Here is a 14,951-nt window from a genome sequence, read left to right on the forward strand (position 1 = left end):
GAGGACATCAAGGGGACGACCGTCACCACGATGGAACTGGCCCGCCAGTGGGCGAAGCGGCTCGCCATGGGCCTGAGCAAGGCGCTCCCGGACGCGGAGTTCCACACCTTTTAGCCGGGCTCCGGCGCGGTCGCGGCGAGCGAATGCTTGGCCTCGAACACGAGACCTTCGGTGGCACCTATCCGTTTGCCCCGTGCTACCGGACGGTCAACGGCGTCCACATGCACTTCGTGGACGAAGGGCAAGGCGAGCCGGTCGTGCTCCTGCACGGGGACCCGACATGGGGGTACCTCTATCGCCACTTCATCCCGCATCTGGCGCGGCGCCGGCGGTGCATCGTCCCCGATCATATGGGCATGGGGAAATCGGAGACGCCGGCGGTGCCCAATCCGTATCGCCTGGGCCATCATATCGCCAATCTCGAAGCGCTCCTGCTCGACCTCGATCTCAGGAACATCACCCTCGTGCTCCACGACTGGGGCGGGCCGGTCGGGCTCGGCGCGGCGATCCGGCACCCCGGCCGCATCAAACGCCTCGTCCTCATGAACACCTGGGCGTCGGCCCCTTGGCCGGGCGGCCCCCTCCCCCGCCTGCTTGGAGTGATTCGCTCCGAGCGAGGCGAGCGGTTCGTACTCGAGCGCAACGGCTACCTGGAACCCGCGCTGGTCGGTACCACCTATCACCAAGAGCGGCTGACGCCTGCGGTGATGGACGCCTACCGGGCCCCCTTTCCCACCCCGCAATCCCGCCTCGCCCTGCTCTGCTGGTCGCGCGACATCCCCATGAGCGAGACCGATGCGTCGTATGCCGAGATGAAGCGGATCGAGGCGGGCCTGACGGTGTTCGCGGCGGTCCCGGTCCTCCTGATCTGGGGCATGCAGGACCCCGTGCTCTCCCCCCAGATCCTGCGCTGGTGGCAGTCTCGTTACCCTCACGCCGCGACGCGCGAGATCCAGGACGCGAGCCATTTTCTGCAGGAGGACGCGCCCGACCACATCGTGGGGTGCCTCGAGGAATTCCTCGGCCCCTGAGCGGGGCCGGCCGGGAGGAACCCTCGCCCCGGCAAAGAATCTGCCTGGGACGTTCGCGGAGGACCCCGTGTTCACATCGCCCGGCGAAGCGCAGGCGTGGCTCGTCGTTCTCGCACTCCTCTCGGCGATCGAAGCGCTGATCATTCTCGTTGCGCTGGGTCGCCTCCTAAGATCCAGGCGCGTGCCGGCGGGCGGGAAGATTCCCCCCGACGAGGTGCTCAGCCGGGAGATCTCGGAGATCGTCACCAGGCTGGCGGCGCTCGAGCAGTCCGTGGGCCGGGTTGCGGATACGCTGCCGCGGTCCATTCAGGGCGTGGGCGTGGTCCGGTACAATCCGTTTCCGGACATGGGCAGCAATATGAGCTTCAGCCTGGCGCTCCTCGACGGGCATGCGAACGGGGTCGTCGTGAGCGTGCTGACCAACCGCGACAGCTCGCGGGTGTACGGGAAGGCGGTGGAACGCGGATCTTCCAGTTACCCACTCTCAGATGAAGAGCGGCAGGCGCTCGCGCTCGCCCGAAACGACCGCCGCTAACCTCCGCCCCGGTCCGGAACGCCCGCCATTCACCTTCGCTCTATGAGCCTGATGAATCCGCATGAGGGAGCGGGTACGCGGTTCCGAGACCGCCGGGACGCGGGGGAGCAGCTCGCCCGCCAGTTGGGCGCGCTCAACCTCGGCCCGGCGACCGTCCTGGCGATCCCCCGCGGGGGCGTCATCGTGGCCGACGCGATCGTCCGCACGTTTGGCTGGCCGCTCGACGTGGTGATCCCCCGGAAGCTGCGAGCCCCGCGCAACCCGGAACTGGCCTTCGGCGCCGTCACCGGGGACGGCACGGTCTACCTCGACGCCAGACTGGCGCGGACCCTCCATGTTACAGACGAGTATCTCCGCGATGAGATCACGGCCCAGATCGCCGAGATCGGCCGGCGGCGCGTGGCGTACCGCGGTGACCGGCCGGAACCGGATCTCAGGTCGCGAACGGCCGTGCTCGTCGACGATGGCCTCGCCACGGGGGCGACGGCGATCGCCTCGGTTCGGGCGCTCAGGCATCAACTGGCTCGCGAGGTCGCCGTCGCGATCCCGGTCGGGCCGCCCGAGGCCATCCGCCGGTTGGAGACGGAGGTGGACCGTGTCGTCTGCCTCTTGCGGCCGTCGGCGTTCGTCGCCGTCGGCGAGTTCTACGAGGATTTTCATCAGGCCGGCGATGAAGAGGTGGTGGCCTGCCTCGAACAGGCCTGGATGAAGCCCGAGGTGTCGTAGTGGACGAACCGCTCAAGCGCACACCCTTGTACGCCGCGCACGTGGCCGCGGGCGCCCGCATGATCCCGTTTGGCGGCTGGGAGATGCCCGTTCAATACAGTGGGATCATGGAGGAGCACCGCGCGGTTCGGACGCGGGCCGGCCTCTTCGACGTTTCCCACATGGGGGAGGTGGACCTGGTCGGCCCGGGCGCGGGCCCGCTGGTGCAGCGGCTCGTGACCAACGACGTCGGCCGGGTCGCGCTCAACCAGGCGCAGTACACGCCGATGTGCACCCCCGAGGGGGGCGTCATCGACGATCTGCTCGTGTACCACGTGGGACGCGATCACTTCATGCTCGTCGTCAACGCGGCGAACACGGTCGAGGACCTCGCGTGGATCCGCGAGCACGCCGCGGGGGACGTCCGGATCACCGACCGGACGGCAGAGATCGCCCTGCTGGCTCTTCAGGGACCGCGCGCGCAGGAGGTGTTGGCGCGGCTCACGGCGGCGCCCCTCGAGGCCATCCGTTATTATTGGTTCCTCGACGGCGTCGAGGTCGCCGGCCGCCGGGCCCTCGTCTCCCGCACGGGCTACACCGGAGAAGATGGGTTCGAGTTGTACGTGAACGCCACGCACGCCGCCCACGTGTGGAACGCCGTTCTCGAAGCCGGCCGCGACGCCGGCATCCTCCCAGCGGGGCTGGGGGCGCGGGATACGCTTCGGCTCGAGGCGGGGATCCTGCTCCACGGGAACGACATGGACAAGACGATCACCCCCCTCGAGGTCGGGCTCGGGTGGACGGTGAAGCTCGGGAAGGGCGAGTTCATCGGCGCGGCGGCGCTGGCGCGCCAGAAATCGCTCGGGCTCTCGCGCCGGCTCGTGGGGTTCACCTTGCGGGAGCGCGTGATCGCGCGGCATGGATTCCCTATCCAGGAGAACGGCCGGGTCGTCGGCAGCGTCACGAGCGGGAGCTTCGGGCCCACGGTGGAGAATAGCATCGGGCTTGGATTCGTTCCGCCCACGGACGCCGAGCCGGGGCGGCGTATCGCCATCGAGATCCGCGGCCGGGCCGTCGAGGGGACGGTCACGAAACTGCCGTTTTACAAGCGCCCGACGGGAGGGGCCTAGTGTATCCAAAAGAACTGCGGTACTCCAAAGAGCACGAGTGGGCCAAGGTCGAAGGAACGCGTGTCCGCGTCGGCATCACCAAGTTCGCGGCCGACCGCCTCTCGGACGTGGTCTACGTGGAGCTGCCCAAGGTCGGCAGCGAGGTGGCGTTCATGCAGACGTTCGGGGTGGTGGAATCGGTGAAAGCGGTGAGCGACCTGTACTCGCCGGTGTCGGGCAAGGTGGTGGAGATCAATCAAGCGCTGGTGGAGAAGCCCGAGGTGATCAACACGGACCCTTACGGTGAGGCCTGGATGATCGTGGTGGAGCCGCGCGATCCGGGCGAGCTCAAGCGGCTTCTCGACGCCGACGCCTACATGGCCCTGATCGGAGAGCGGCAGTCGTGAAGTACATCCCGGCCACCCCCTCGGAGCGGACGCGCATGCTGCGGTCTATCGGCGTCCGCGCGATCGACGACCTGTTCAACGACATCCCGAAAGAGCTCCGGCTTCGGGGGCCGCTCGACCTGCCGCCGGCGATGCCGGATCCCGATCTGCTCGCGCACGCCCGCCGGCTCGCGGGCCGCAACGCCGACTGCGACCGGTTGATCAGTTTCTTGGGGGCCGGGGCGTACGACCACTTCGTGCCCAGCACGGTGGCGCACCTCGCGCTCAAGCCCGAGTTCCTGACCGCCTACACGCCCTATCAAGCCGAGATCATGCAGGGCGAGCTGCAGGCGATCTTCGAGTACCAGACCCTGATGTGCGAGCTGACCGGGATGGACGTCGCCAACGCCTCCATGTATGACGGCGCGAGTGCGTTGGGCGAAGCGGCCCGCATGGCGGCCGACCTGACAACACGGACGCGGATCGTGGTGAGCACGGCGGTCCACCCGGAGTACCGGCAGGTGCTGCGCACGTTCACGAGCCATCTGCGCGTCACCGTGGACGACTTGGCCACCACAGGCGGGATCACCGATCCGGCGGCCGCGCGGGAGGCGATGACCGACGAGACGGCCGCGCTCATCATCCAATCGCCCAACTTCTTCGGCTGCCTGGAAGACGGCGAGGCCCTCGCCAAAGCGGCGCACGATCGGGGCGCCCTGCTGGTCGTGGCGGTCGCCGATCCGATCAGCCTGGGGTTGGTCCGCGCCCCCGGCGAGTACGATGCCGACATCGTCACCGGAGAGGGGCAGGCCCTCGGCAACGCGCTCAACTTCGGAGGCCCCTACCTCGGGATGATCGCGACGCGGGAGGCGTTCGTCAGGCGGCTCCCCGGGCGGCTCGTCGGCCGGACGGTCGACACCGAGGGGCGGCCGGGGTACGTCCTGACGCTGCAGACCCGCGAGCAGCACATCCGCCGGGCGCGGGCCACGAGCAACATCTGCACCAATGAGTCGCTCAATGCGCTGGTCGCCGCCGTCTACCTGTCGACCCTAGGACGTCAGGGCATCCAGCACGTCGCGGAGCTCAACGCCCGGAAGGCGCATTACGCCAAGCAGCGGATCGCGGCGCTTCGCGGGTATCGCGTGGCCTTCGAGGCTCCGACGTTCAACGAGTTCGTGGTGCGGTGCCCGGTCAGCCCCGAGGAGATCAACCGGCGGCTCCTCGAGCACCAGATCCTCGGCGGCCTGCCGCTCGGCCGCTTCTACCCGGACTTCGCCGATGGCTGGCTCTTGTGCGTCACCGAGTCCCGCACCCGCGACGAGATCGATCAACTGGTGGGGTACCTCGAGGCGCTCCAATGAGCGCGCGCACACGTGCCGCCAAGCCCCCTGCCGCCCCGCCGCTGTCCAAGCGGCCGGTACCGGTCATCTTCGAGCGCGGCGCGCCGGGTCGGGTCGGGTACAGCCTGCCCCCAAGCGACGTCCCGGAGGCGCCGCTCGACGAGATCATCCCCACGGCCCACCGGCGGGCCCGGCCGGCGGCGCTGCCGGAGGTGAGCGAGCTCGACATCGTGCGCCACTACACCGCGCTCGGCCGCCGGAATTACTCCATCGATGAAGGGTTCTATCCCCTTGGGTCGTGCACGATGAAGTACAATCCGAAGATCAATGAGGACGTGGCCCGGCAGGCTGGATTCGCCCGCCTCCACCCGTATCAACCCGAGGAGCTGGTGCAGGGCGCGCTGCAGGTGTTGTGGGAGCTGGAACACGATCTCGCTGAGATCAGCGGCATGGACCGCGTGACCTTCCAGCCCGCGGCCGGCGCGCACGGCGAGCTGACCGCCCTCCTCATGATCAGCAAGTACTTCGAGGATCGCGGGGAGCACCGGACCACCGTCGTCGTGCCCGACTCCGCGCACGGGACCAACCCGGCCTCCGCGGCGATCGCCGGGTTCGAGGTCGTCGAGGTCAAGAGCGACCGGCGCGGCAACATCGATCTCGAAGCCCTCAAGACCGCCCTCACGCCGCAGGTCGCGGTCCTGATGCTGACCAACCCAAACACGCTTGGGCTGTTCGAGGAGCAGATCCTCGAGGTCGCGCGCGCGGTCCATAACGTCGGCGCGCAGCTCTACCTGGACGGTGCCAACTTTAACGCGATCCTGGGGGTGACGCGCCCAGGGGATCAGGGGTTTGACGTCATGCATTTCAACCTGCACAAGACGTTCACCACCCCTCACGGCGGCGGCGGGCCGGGCGCGGGTGCAGTGGGCGTCCGATCGCATCTGGTACCGTACCTCCCGGTGCCCACGATCGAACGCGACGGGCAGCGGTTTACGTTCGATTACGCCCGACCCAAGAGCATCGGCAAGATCCGCGCGTTCTACGGCAACTTCGGCAACCTGGTGCGGGCCTACACGTACATCCGGTCGATGGGCCCGGACGGTCTCCGCCAGGCCGCGGAGACGGCGGTGCTGAACGCCAATTACGTCCTGAGCCGGCTGCGCGACCATTACGATCTTCCGTACGATCGGGTCTGTAAACACGAGTTCGTGCTGTCCGGCCGGCGCCAGCGAGACGCGCACCACGTTACGACCAAGGACATCGCCAAGCGCCTCCTCGACTACGGTTTCCACTCGCCGACGATCTACTTCCCGCTGATCGTCGAGGAGGCGATCATGATCGAGCCGACCGAGACCGAAAGCATCCAGACCCTCGACCAATTCATCGACGCCATGACCGCGATCGCCGGCGAGGCGGAAACCAACCCGGACCTCGTCCGCGGCGCCCCCTACGAGACCCCCGTCACGCGGCTGGACGATGTGGCGGCCGCGCGCAAACCCGTCCTGCGGTGGCGGCCGTAAGCCCCCGGGACACTCCGCGCGCATCGGCCGTCAGTCCGCCTGAGGTTGCGGTGTCCGTTCGGCATCGCGACTTGGGCATAGTCCGGATAAGGACCCCGCACGTCGGCGCAGGCGAGGGACAGCGGTGAACAGGCACTCGGACCGCGGATTCTCCATGCTGGAGATGCTGATCGCCGTGCTGATCGCCAGCATCCTCGTGGCGGTGACCTACACCTCATGGCGGAACTATACCGCGCAGCAGCGGCTGCGGTACGGCGCCATCCAGGTGGCCTCCGGACTGCGCGAAGCTGAGGAGCGGGCCAAGGCCGAGCGGGCGGCCTACACGGTCACGTTTACCGCCTCCGCCTCCACGTACGTGATCAAGCGAGTCGCGGGCGGTTTTCTGGAGAATGCGGCCCTGCCGAACGGCGTCGCCCCTCAGGCCTCCGATACGGTCACGTTCTCCGCATTCGGGCAACCCGACGCCGCGCACACCGTGACCCTTCAGAACAACACTGGGACGAAGACGGCGTCGGTAGACTCCGCGGGAGGGATTACCTACCAGAACCCGTAAGCGACTGCCGCGCAGAAGTCGGCGCGATCCCCGACGGAGACTCCCAAGAGGTTGCCGTCAGGTCCCCGCAAAGAAACCGGCGTCGATCGAACGTCCGTCCATTGTGCGCCGCAAATCATCCCCCCGAATGTCCGCCTGCCCGATTCCCACGGGTATATACAGAATGATCGAGGGGGCTCTACGGGGGGGAACGTATGCTTCGCGGACGTCCGAGACGCGCGCTTGATCCACGCCCTGCGTCTGCCTTTTGGGGAGACGCGCGCGGCAACTCGATGATCGAGTTCGGGGTCGCCCTCGCGATCCTCGGCATCATCGTCGTGATGTCGTGGGGATGGCAGGGCTCGGTCACCCGGCGGCGCGTTCAGAACGCGGCCTTCCTCCTCGAGGGGGACCTCAGGCTCACCCAGCAAAAGGCCGTCTCGACCTCCGGCAATGGCCCCCAGGCTGAGCTGTGCCTGCGGGGGGACGGCTACGATATCTACACGGTCGTGTACCAGGATCCGGTGGGCCGGACGACCCCGGTCTCGGGCTCGAAGGTGAAGGCGGTCAACGCGGGGCAGGAGTACGCGAACGGGATCCAGTTCACGCCCGACGCCAGCGCCACCTACGCCTGCACCGCCGACGGCACGCGCAAGGCCCTGGTGTACCTGGGCTCGGGCTCCCCGGAGTTCCCCGACTCGAACAGCCACACCGTCACCGTCGCATTGCAGGGGCAGACCCGCACCGTCACGATCCAGCCGGCGACGGGCCTGGCCACGGTCGGCCAATGATGAACCGTACGAAAGGAGCAACGGCATGATTCGGTTTCGGAAACTGCGGAGGGGCGAGGGCGGGTTCAGCATGATGGAGGTGCAGGTGGCGATCGTCCTCCTGACGGTGATCTCGCTCGCGTCTTGGTCGACGATCAACCGCACGCTCTCCCTGATGGGGACCCAGCCCTCGTGGAGCAGCCAGAAGACCGCGCGCATGTGGACGATCGCAAGCGCCTGGGCGCAGGCGGAACTCGAGTACGCGAAGCAGCTCGGGTACGGCGGAGGCTGCGCGGCGCCGCCGTGCACGATCTGGGTCCAGATGTCGGGAGGCAACGTCCAGGTCTCGACCGACAACTGCGCGACGTGGGCGACCGGGGTGGCGCCGTTCTCGGAGGGCCCGGCCCTGCCGGTCGCGGATTTCCCCCAAGGACGCATCGTGATCACCGCGGACCCCAACACCCCGACGGACCCGTACTCCGGGGCGACCTACCTGCAGGACATCGAGGTCGACATCTTCAGCCACACTCAATCAAGCTGCGCCAGCCCCACGGTGTACATGAGCGCCTACACCTCGGCGGGGATCCGGTGACGCGAGCCTCATGAGCGCGCGCCAGCACGGATACGCCCTGTACGAGGTCCTGATCGCCATGAGCATCCTCGGGCTGGTGGCGATCGGGATCTTTCTGGCCTTCAAGGCTGGGACCACCACGTGGACGACCAGCCAGCAGTTCGTCGCCGAGCAGCAGAACGCCCGCGCCCTGGTCAAATCCATCGCCCGCGGCGTCCGGATGATCGGGTACCAGTACAGCGGCGGGAGCTCCGCGGTCATCAACGGCACCGCCACCGACCTGTCGTTCTATGCCGACATGGACGGGGACGGGACGATGGAATGCTACCGGTACTATCTGAGCAGCGGCGTCGTCTACGAGGCGGTGGTCCAGGGGTCGTCGTGCGCGTCCACGATCCTCACCGCCACCGGCCAGCCCATCACCGCGTCGCTCGAGAGCAGGGGGTTGAAGGTGACCAGTCTCACGTTTTCCTACTACAACGCGGCCAATCAGGGCGGCGCGGCCCTCACCGCGCCCCTCAGCAGCACCGACTTGGCGCTTGTGCGGCGGGTCGACGTCGCCGCTACCGTCCAGGGCGTCACCTCGATCACGCCGTTCACGATCGAAACCCAGGCCGTCGTCCGGGCCGGAAGGTAGAGGGGCTATGATGATGCGCTCAACGCACGGTCTCATGCAGGGTCTCCGGCGCGCTCACAAAGGCGACTCGGGGATCGTCCTGATCCAGGTCATCGCCTTTTCCATCGTCCTCGCGATGATCACCTTCGCCCTCGTCAACCTGAGCATCTCCGAGTACGCGACCGCGAACTCCGCCGACCAGGGGATGCGGGCCTTCTATATCGCGGACGCCGCGGTGGAGCGGGCGATCACGGTGCTGCGGGCCGACTCCAACTGGAACGACGGCGGCGCGGACGCCGACAAGAACGCCAACAACACCTCCTGGCAGCCGCTGTACGATTCGTTTCAATCCGGCGGGGCGGGGAACGCGGTCAACAAGGCATATCCCGCAGGCGGGGGCTCCGGCAGCGGGACGTACAGCATCTACATCAAGAGGGTGGCGCCGGGGAGCCCCTACAACGCCGCCGATACCATCTGGATCCGTACGATGGGGACCTCCGGAACGGCGACGCGGGCTATCGAAGTCCTGCTCCACCGCCTGACCCCCCTCGATTTCTCAGTGTACTCCGCCCAGACGTTCCAGGTGAACAACGGGGGCGGAAACGTCACCCTGCACGGATCGGCGTACTTCTACCAGGACCTTGGCCTCAAGGCGGTGCAAACCGGGATCTACAACGACCGCCAGATCCAGTTGACGGACCTGCCCCCGTATACCAACCAGCTGTACGTGAAGGGCACGCTGGATATGTCGACGGGCAACTCGTCGCTCGGTACCTTGACGCAGCCGATGTATGGGGTCCACGCGGGCAAGCTGAGCTTGAAGAACAACGGCACCCAAAACCTCCACACCCTGGAGCTCGACAACACTGTGCCGAGCATCCCCTACCCCAACGTGGCGGCATACATCACCTCCGTGCTGACCAACCAGACCTACGGGAACCTCCTCGCGGTCGGCCAGCTCACCATGGCGATCTGCACCAACATCGCCGGCGTCTGGACCCAGTCCTACACGGCCGGTCTGACGTTCGGGGCTACCGAGTTTACGATCCCGACGAAGAGCTACACGGTCTGCGACAGCACCGCCACGAACTCCGCGAACTACATGGCGCACTGGAACCCCGGCGCCACCGTGCCGCTCACGCTCAACTCCACCTATCAAAATAGCCCGATCCTGGTCCCCGGCGCCGTCGTGATGAACCAGTCCGTCACCTATTCCGGCGTGGGCACGTTTGTCGTGGAGACCCTGGGCGGAGGCAGCGGCATCACGGTGAATGCCGGCCAGGTCCTGTCCTCCAACCCCGCGAGCAACAGCAGCGGCTCGAACCCCTGCAGCTATCCCAATCCCTCGTCGATGCCGCAATCAGACCTGCTCGCGTTCATCGTCGCGGGCAACGTCGCCCTGACCGGGTCGGGCAGCACCTGCTCGCAGGAAAACGACGTCGTGATCATCGCCGGCGCCAGCGGCACGAGCACCTTCACCTCCACCAACAAAGTCAACATGTACGGCGTCGTCATCACCGAACAATTGACCACGACCCAGAACCCGGACTTCTACCAGATCCCCAGCATCCTCCAGTACATGCCCTCGCCGGTCCAGACGGTGGCCACCTTTAATACGACGATGCCGGTCGTGGTCTGGCAGTGGAGGGAACTCGCCAACTGATCGCCGCGAGTTTGGAGACCAGCGCACGCGGTTAGAGGGGCGCGTCCGGGGTAATCCGCACGGGCAGGCCGTCACCCCAGCCGTACTTCTCACGGGCGCGCTGCTGCGCTCGCTCCCATTCCGCCGCGTCGGCGGCGGGATCCAGCGCGCGGGCGGACGCGCCGAACTCGCGGTCCCCGAGGCGGACGCGGACGCGCGGGTCCTTCGCGATGTTCTTGACCCACTGGGCGTTGTGGAAGTGCTCGGCCAGGATATAGAGGGTCCCGTCCGAGGCGACGAACCAGATCTCAATCTCCCGCGGCAGGCCGGTGACGCGGCCCGTGGTGGTCACGTAGAGGTACGGGAGCCTCGACAGCGAGTCGCGATCCGGCATGCTCACCCGGCATGGAAGGCGGAGACCAACCGCTCCCAGCCCTCGCGCTCGGCCGGCGTGAACGGCCAGTAAGAGGCCACGCGATCCAGCAACCCGTCGTAGCGCGCCCGGAGCGCGTGGCCAATCTCCTCGTAGGACCCCCGCAGCACCACCGCCTCCACGACCTCGTCTGGGAGCTGCCCGCCCAGGTCCTCCATGCGCCGCTCCCGCACCAGCCGGTGGAGCCGATCCGCCACATCGGCGTAACCCAGGATGTCCAGCATCGGCCGGTACGTCGGGGTCGACCCATAGAACGCCATTCGAGCGCGCGCCCTCGCGACCGCGGCGTCGACCTCGGCCGGGGTGTTCCCGGGCGCGAGGAACACCGGCGCGAAGAGCTGCACGTCGCCGCGAGAGCGTCCGGACCGGGCCAGCCCCGCGGCGAGGCTCGGAAGCACCACCTCGCGGAGATACTTCACAGAATGCAGGGGATGCACGACGAACCCGTCCCCGATCTCTCCCGCAAGCTGGGAAAGAAGGCGGCCGACGCCGGCGATGAAGATCGGGATCCGGGAATACGGGTGCGGCCCCGGGTCGAAGAACGGTCCCATCAGGTTGATCTTGTAGTACGTTCCCTCGACCCGGAGGGGCGCGCCTTCTTGCCACGTGCGCCACGCCGCGCGAAGCACCGCCACATACTCGCGCAGCTTGGGGACCGGTGGATCCCAGGTCATGCCGAACCGGCGCTCGATATGGGCCCGCACTTGAGTGCCGAGCCCCAGGATGAATCGCCCTCCGGACAAACGCGCCAGATCCCATGCCGTCTGCGCGACGACCATCGGGCTTCGTGCGAAGGCGACGGCGACCCCGGTTCCGAGCTCGAGCCGGTTCGTGTGAAGCGCGGCCATCGTCAGCGTGACAAAGGGATTGTGCTTGGTGTCGTTGGCCCACATGCACGCGAACCCGGCCTCTTCGGCGGCGCGGGCGACGTCTGGGACTTCCCGCAGCGCGTCCATCGCCAGGGCGCAGTCTAGTTGCACTCCCTTCCCTCCATTCCGTGGCCCGCCAGATGCGGAGGCCGGATTCCCCGCTACATGGCGAAAACCCTCGAAAAAACGCGTGCGGATGCGACTACCACGATCATCTCGCCAAGTCCAACTGATACGTACATACGTTCGTGATACTTGGCGTTGAATGCGTACTAGTGTTCGATATAATGAGATCTGACGGAGAGGACTGGGGGCTGAGCTATGGGGCGCAAGATCACCGACCGGCAGCGTCAGGTTCTCGAATACCTCGTCAATGAAGTAAAAACCAAGGGCTACGCCCCATCTATAAGAGAGATTGGGCTCGCTCTGGGCCTTCGCTCGCCATCGACTGTGCACCAGCACCTGACGGCCCTTGAGCAAAAGGGCTGCATCCGGCGTCACGGGGAGCGGATGCGTGCGCTCGAAGTCGTCGACAAGTCGCTGGTCCAAAACGGAGACGGCGTTGTCCTGCCGCTTATCGGGCGGGTCTCCGCCGGGCGGCCTACCCTCGCCGAAGAGCAGATACAGGAATATGTCGCGGTACCGCCGCGGTTCTTTGGTGATGTACGGGGATGTTTTCTTTTGCGCGTCAAGGGGGACAGTATGACTGGAGCGGGGATCCTTCCCGGGGACCTCGTGATCGTTCGACCGCAGGCGCATGCTGCGCCCGGCGATATCGTCGTTGCCCTGCTCGATGAGGAGGCCACGGTCAAGCGGCTTACCGTCATCGGGGGGAGGCCGGCGCTCAATCCGGAGAACCCAGCCTACCGGCCGATCTTCGATGAATTCAGCGTGCTCGGGCACGTGGTCGGGACGCTGCGGACCTACGAGGAGGTGCGAGGATGGGCGTAGTCGCCGTCAGGCGCTCCGGAATGAGGGTGATCACCTCCGTGCGCCGATCGCGCCGGATCTCCGCCAAGTATACCGGCCGATCTCCTTTGCAACAGACCCTGCTGACCAGCCGCGTCCGTATCGATGCATCAATGCCGCAGTGGCCGGCCGAACCGCGGAAGACATTTTGGGAGCGATTCCAGGATGACCGGGACCTGATCCGTCTGAAGGTGCTGCTCCTAACATCGCTGGCCCTGATTACCGTCCTACTGGAGCGGGTGGCCTAACCCGTGAACCCCAACACGCTCCATGCGTTTGTTGCCGCGGCCGAACCGACGGCCGGTCGCACAGGCATGGGCGTCGTCTTCGTCGATAGTCACGGGCGCGCACTCAGAAAGGTCGGAGGTGCGCTGCCGGGCGTGACAAACCGCGGCCTCGCAGCGTTCCGCGGAATCGTCTATGCGCTCTGGAACTCCCGCAGGCTCGGATCGCGCCGGGTGGTGATACATTGTTCCGACCGTGACGTCGTCGCGCAGATCAACGGAGAAGCCGATGTCACCGACGAGTTCGTGGGGCCGTATCTCGAGGTCCGAGCGCTCCTGCACGCCTACCGCGCGGCTCGCGTGGGACCCTCCACTGCGGGCACAGGGGACCTCCTCTGGCAGAACGAGGCCCAGGCGCTCGCGTACGCCGCTTTGGATCACGACGTCGACGAGACGGTCGAGGACCTGCCGCTGTGGTCGGGTGTCATGCAGGAGCGGTCGACGGCCTGATCGATCGCCGTTTCCAATGACCGCTCCGGGAAGAAAAGGAACCCCAGGATCTCCCTTCGAAACCCACGAAACCCACAAAGCCCTGCGAGGCCGTCCAGGGGCCACCACCACAGGCAGATGGGTGCGCCCCGCAATGTCGATGGCGTGCAGGATGGTTGTGTGCGTGCAGGATGAGCCCGGAGAATCCCGCCGATCTGATCACCCAGGGCGAGGCGAAGCTGAACGAGGGGAACCTCGACGGCGCGCTCGAGATATTTCAGCGCGCGGCCGCGGCCACCCCCACCTCGGCGGTTGCCCATAGCAAGCTCGGCATCGTCTACGTCCAAAAGCGCCAGTGGGATACCGCGGCCGCTGAATTCTCCAAAGCGGTCCAACTCGATCCCACATATGCGCCCGCCCACAGCAATCTCGGGAACGTGTGCCGGGAGCGCGGGCAGCTCGATCAGGCGATCGCGCACTATCAGAAGGCCGTGTCCATGGATCCCGATTATTGGATCGCCCACCAAAACCTCGGCATCGTCTACAAGCAGCAGGGCCGCGTCGCCGAGGCCGTTCGGGAGTTCAAGATCGCGACCCGGCTCTCGCTGCGATCCCCAGGCGCCGGGGCCCGGGCCGCCGGTCCGGGAGCCGCGGACCGCCGGTCCGGGTGTCTCGGATCGTCAGCGAAGGCGGTGATCATCGCGGTCGCCATTGCCGCGCTCAGGCGATAACGAAGGAGCCGGAAGGGAATAATTAAGGGGCACGCAGGGTTTACTCACGAGCGGTGGGGCAATCGTACCTCTTGAATCGAGGTGAATTCGGGGATGTCGAGCACAGTAGCGGTTACCGAACAGACGTTTGATAGTGAGGTCATCAAGTCCCCGGTTCCCGTCCTGGTGGATTTTTGGGCCACCTGGTGCGGGCCGTGCAAGATGATCGCCCCCATCGTTGAGGATCTGGCGGGCGAATACCAGGGAAAGCTGAAGGTCCTCAAGCTGGACGTTGACGAGAACAGCGGGGTAGCGGCAAAGTATAGTGTGATGAGTATCCCCACGCTGGGGATCTTTAGCAAAGGTGAATTGATCGAGCGGATCGTGGGCTACATGCCCAAGGAGCAACTCAAGAAGCGCATCGACGCGGCGCTGGCGTCGCGGGTCTGACGCGTGTCGAACGCCGGCCGGGTCATCTCCTGAGTCGAGGAGGCGCCGGC

Annotated in this window: 19 protein-coding genes; 17 read left to right on the plus strand and 2 right to left on the minus strand. The window is 66.6% G+C overall.

What is annotated here, in order from left to right; all coding sequences use genetic code 11:
* Positions 1 to 143: 143 nt before the first annotated feature.
* The 12 genes from VFP86_04575 to VFP86_04630 all read left to right on the plus strand — a co-directional run bounded on the left by VFP86_04575 (position 144) and on the right by VFP86_04630 (position 10,778).
* Positions 144 to 1,031 (plus strand): alpha/beta fold hydrolase, encoded by an 888-nt coding sequence (locus VFP86_04575; GenBank protein HET8998900.1) that lies wholly within the window; start codon positions 144 to 146, stop codon positions 1,029 to 1,031.
* 67 nt (positions 1,032 to 1,098) lie between these two features.
* On the plus strand, positions 1,099 to 1,566 hold the full coding sequence (locus tag VFP86_04580; GenBank protein ID HET8998901.1) for a DUF4446 family protein: 468 nt from the start codon (positions 1,099 to 1,101) through the stop codon (positions 1,564 to 1,566).
* Positions 1,567 to 1,617: 51 nt separating this feature from the next.
* Positions 1,618 to 2,292, plus strand: coding sequence for a phosphoribosyltransferase (locus tag VFP86_04585; GenBank protein ID HET8998902.1), 675 nt, complete (start codon positions 1,618 to 1,620; stop codon positions 2,290 to 2,292).
* Positions 2,292 to 3,401, plus strand: coding sequence for a glycine cleavage system aminomethyltransferase GcvT (gene gcvT / locus VFP86_04590; GenBank protein HET8998903.1), 1,110 nt, complete (start codon positions 2,292 to 2,294; stop codon positions 3,399 to 3,401). Before VFP86_04585 ends, gcvT begins: the two co-directional genes overlap by 1 nt.
* On the plus strand, positions 3,401 to 3,787 hold the full coding sequence (gene gcvH, locus VFP86_04595; protein ID HET8998904.1) for a glycine cleavage system protein GcvH: 387 nt from the start codon (positions 3,401 to 3,403) through the stop codon (positions 3,785 to 3,787). The genes gcvT and gcvH overlap by 1 nt, the downstream gene beginning before the upstream one ends.
* Positions 3,784 to 5,127 (plus strand): aminomethyl-transferring glycine dehydrogenase subunit GcvPA, encoded by a 1,344-nt coding sequence (gcvPA, locus tag VFP86_04600; GenBank protein HET8998905.1) that lies wholly within the window; start codon positions 3,784 to 3,786, stop codon positions 5,125 to 5,127. Before gcvH ends, gcvPA begins: the two co-directional genes overlap by 4 nt.
* Positions 5,124 to 6,626: an aminomethyl-transferring glycine dehydrogenase subunit GcvPB gene (gcvPB, locus tag VFP86_04605; GenBank protein ID HET8998906.1), complete on the plus strand. Its 1,503-nt coding sequence runs from the start codon at positions 5,124 to 5,126 to the stop codon at positions 6,624 to 6,626. Before gcvPA ends, gcvPB begins: the two co-directional genes overlap by 4 nt.
* Before the next feature lie 124 nt (positions 6,627 to 6,750).
* Positions 6,751 to 7,179: a prepilin-type N-terminal cleavage/methylation domain-containing protein gene (locus tag VFP86_04610; protein ID HET8998907.1), complete on the plus strand. Its 429-nt coding sequence runs from the start codon at positions 6,751 to 6,753 to the stop codon at positions 7,177 to 7,179.
* 272 nt (positions 7,180 to 7,451) lie between these two features.
* On the plus strand, positions 7,452 to 7,949 hold the full coding sequence (locus VFP86_04615) for a hypothetical protein (GenBank protein HET8998908.1): 498 nt from the start codon (positions 7,452 to 7,454) through the stop codon (positions 7,947 to 7,949).
* A 25-nt stretch (positions 7,950 to 7,974) separates the two neighbouring features.
* Positions 7,975 to 8,520: a hypothetical protein gene (locus VFP86_04620; GenBank protein ID HET8998909.1), complete on the plus strand. Its 546-nt coding sequence runs from the start codon at positions 7,975 to 7,977 to the stop codon at positions 8,518 to 8,520.
* A gap of 10 nt (positions 8,521 to 8,530) precedes the next feature.
* Complete coding sequence (locus VFP86_04625; protein HET8998910.1) at positions 8,531 to 9,136, plus strand: hypothetical protein; 606 nt, start codon at positions 8,531 to 8,533, stop codon at positions 9,134 to 9,136.
* A 10-nt stretch (positions 9,137 to 9,146) separates the two neighbouring features.
* The gene (locus VFP86_04630; GenBank protein ID HET8998911.1) at positions 9,147 to 10,778 is read left to right on the plus strand and encodes a hypothetical protein; all 1,632 of its coding nucleotides are present in this window, start codon (positions 9,147 to 9,149) and stop codon (positions 10,776 to 10,778) included.
* A gap of 31 nt (positions 10,779 to 10,809) precedes the next feature.
* Here the strand turns inward: VFP86_04630 and VFP86_04635 are convergent, their stop codons facing one another.
* Together VFP86_04635 and VFP86_04640 are read right to left on the minus strand one after the other, a co-directional pair.
* Entirely contained in the window at positions 10,810 to 11,151 is a 342-nt protein-coding gene (locus VFP86_04635; protein ID HET8998912.1) for a nitroreductase family deazaflavin-dependent oxidoreductase, read from the minus strand.
* A 2-nt stretch (positions 11,152 to 11,153) separates the two neighbouring features.
* The gene (locus tag VFP86_04640) at positions 11,154 to 12,170 is read right to left on the minus strand and encodes a TIGR03617 family F420-dependent LLM class oxidoreductase (GenBank protein HET8998913.1); all 1,017 of its coding nucleotides are present in this window, start codon (positions 12,168 to 12,170) and stop codon (positions 11,154 to 11,156) included.
* A 210-nt stretch (positions 12,171 to 12,380) separates the two neighbouring features.
* On the opposite strand from VFP86_04640, the gene lexA reads away from it, so the two are divergent.
* The 5 genes from lexA to trxA all read left to right on the plus strand — a co-directional run bounded on the left by lexA (position 12,381) and on the right by trxA (position 14,901).
* The gene (gene lexA, locus VFP86_04645; GenBank protein ID HET8998914.1) at positions 12,381 to 13,010 is read left to right on the plus strand and encodes a transcriptional repressor LexA; all 630 of its coding nucleotides are present in this window, start codon (positions 12,381 to 12,383) and stop codon (positions 13,008 to 13,010) included.
* Positions 13,001 to 13,276 carry a hypothetical protein gene (locus tag VFP86_04650; protein HET8998915.1) on the plus strand — a complete coding sequence of 92 codons (276 nt, stop codon included), beginning with the start codon at positions 13,001 to 13,003 and terminating at the stop codon, positions 13,274 to 13,276. Before lexA ends, VFP86_04650 begins: the two co-directional genes overlap by 10 nt.
* 3 nt (positions 13,277 to 13,279) lie before the next feature.
* On the plus strand, positions 13,280 to 13,762 hold the full coding sequence (locus tag VFP86_04655) for a reverse transcriptase-like protein (protein HET8998916.1): 483 nt from the start codon (positions 13,280 to 13,282) through the stop codon (positions 13,760 to 13,762).
* Positions 13,763 to 13,932: 170 nt separating this feature from the next.
* The gene (locus VFP86_04660) at positions 13,933 to 14,472 is read left to right on the plus strand and encodes a tetratricopeptide repeat protein (protein ID HET8998917.1); all 540 of its coding nucleotides are present in this window, start codon (positions 13,933 to 13,935) and stop codon (positions 14,470 to 14,472) included.
* Between the two features lie 93 nt (positions 14,473 to 14,565).
* Positions 14,566 to 14,901 (plus strand): thioredoxin, encoded by a 336-nt coding sequence (trxA, locus tag VFP86_04665; protein ID HET8998918.1) that lies wholly within the window; start codon positions 14,566 to 14,568, stop codon positions 14,899 to 14,901.
* Positions 14,902 to 14,951 lie beyond the last annotated feature (50 nt).

The sequence above is a fragment of the bacterium genome (genome assembly GCA_035703895.1).
Lineage (GTDB): Bacteria > Sysuimicrobiota > Sysuimicrobiia > Sysuimicrobiales > Segetimicrobiaceae > Segetimicrobium.

Bases quoted from the DNA above. Each gene is read 5' to 3' on its own strand.
- VFP86_04615 (HET8998908.1), top strand. From the start codon at position 7,452: ATGATCGAGTTCGGGGTCGCCCTCGCGATCCTCGGCATCATCGTCGTG.
- VFP86_04630 (HET8998911.1), top strand. From the start codon at position 9,147: ATGATGCGCTCAACGCACGGTCTCATGCAGGGTCTCCGGCGCGCTCAC.
- VFP86_04625 (HET8998910.1), top strand. From the start codon at position 8,531: ATGAGCGCGCGCCAGCACGGATACGCCCTGTACGAGGTCCTGATCGCC.
- gcvPB (HET8998906.1), top strand. From the start codon at position 5,124: ATGAGCGCGCGCACACGTGCCGCCAAGCCCCCTGCCGCCCCGCCGCTG.
- lexA (HET8998914.1), top strand. From the start codon at position 12,381: ATGGGGCGCAAGATCACCGACCGGCAGCGTCAGGTTCTCGAATACCTC.
- VFP86_04585 (HET8998902.1), top strand. From the start codon at position 1,618: ATGAATCCGCATGAGGGAGCGGGTACGCGGTTCCGAGACCGCCGGGAC.
- VFP86_04660 (HET8998917.1), top strand. From the start codon at position 13,933: ATGAGCCCGGAGAATCCCGCCGATCTGATCACCCAGGGCGAGGCGAAG.
- VFP86_04620 (HET8998909.1), top strand. From the start codon at position 7,975: ATGATTCGGTTTCGGAAACTGCGGAGGGGCGAGGGCGGGTTCAGCATG.
- VFP86_04635 (HET8998912.1), bottom strand. From the start codon at position 11,151: ATGCCGGATCGCGACTCGCTGTCGAGGCTCCCGTACCTCTACGTGACC.
- trxA (HET8998918.1), top strand. From the start codon at position 14,566: ATGTCGAGCACAGTAGCGGTTACCGAACAGACGTTTGATAGTGAGGTC.
- VFP86_04650 (HET8998915.1), top strand. From the start codon at position 13,001: ATGGGCGTAGTCGCCGTCAGGCGCTCCGGAATGAGGGTGATCACCTCC.
- VFP86_04575 (HET8998900.1), top strand. From the start codon at position 144: ATGCTTGGCCTCGAACACGAGACCTTCGGTGGCACCTATCCGTTTGCC.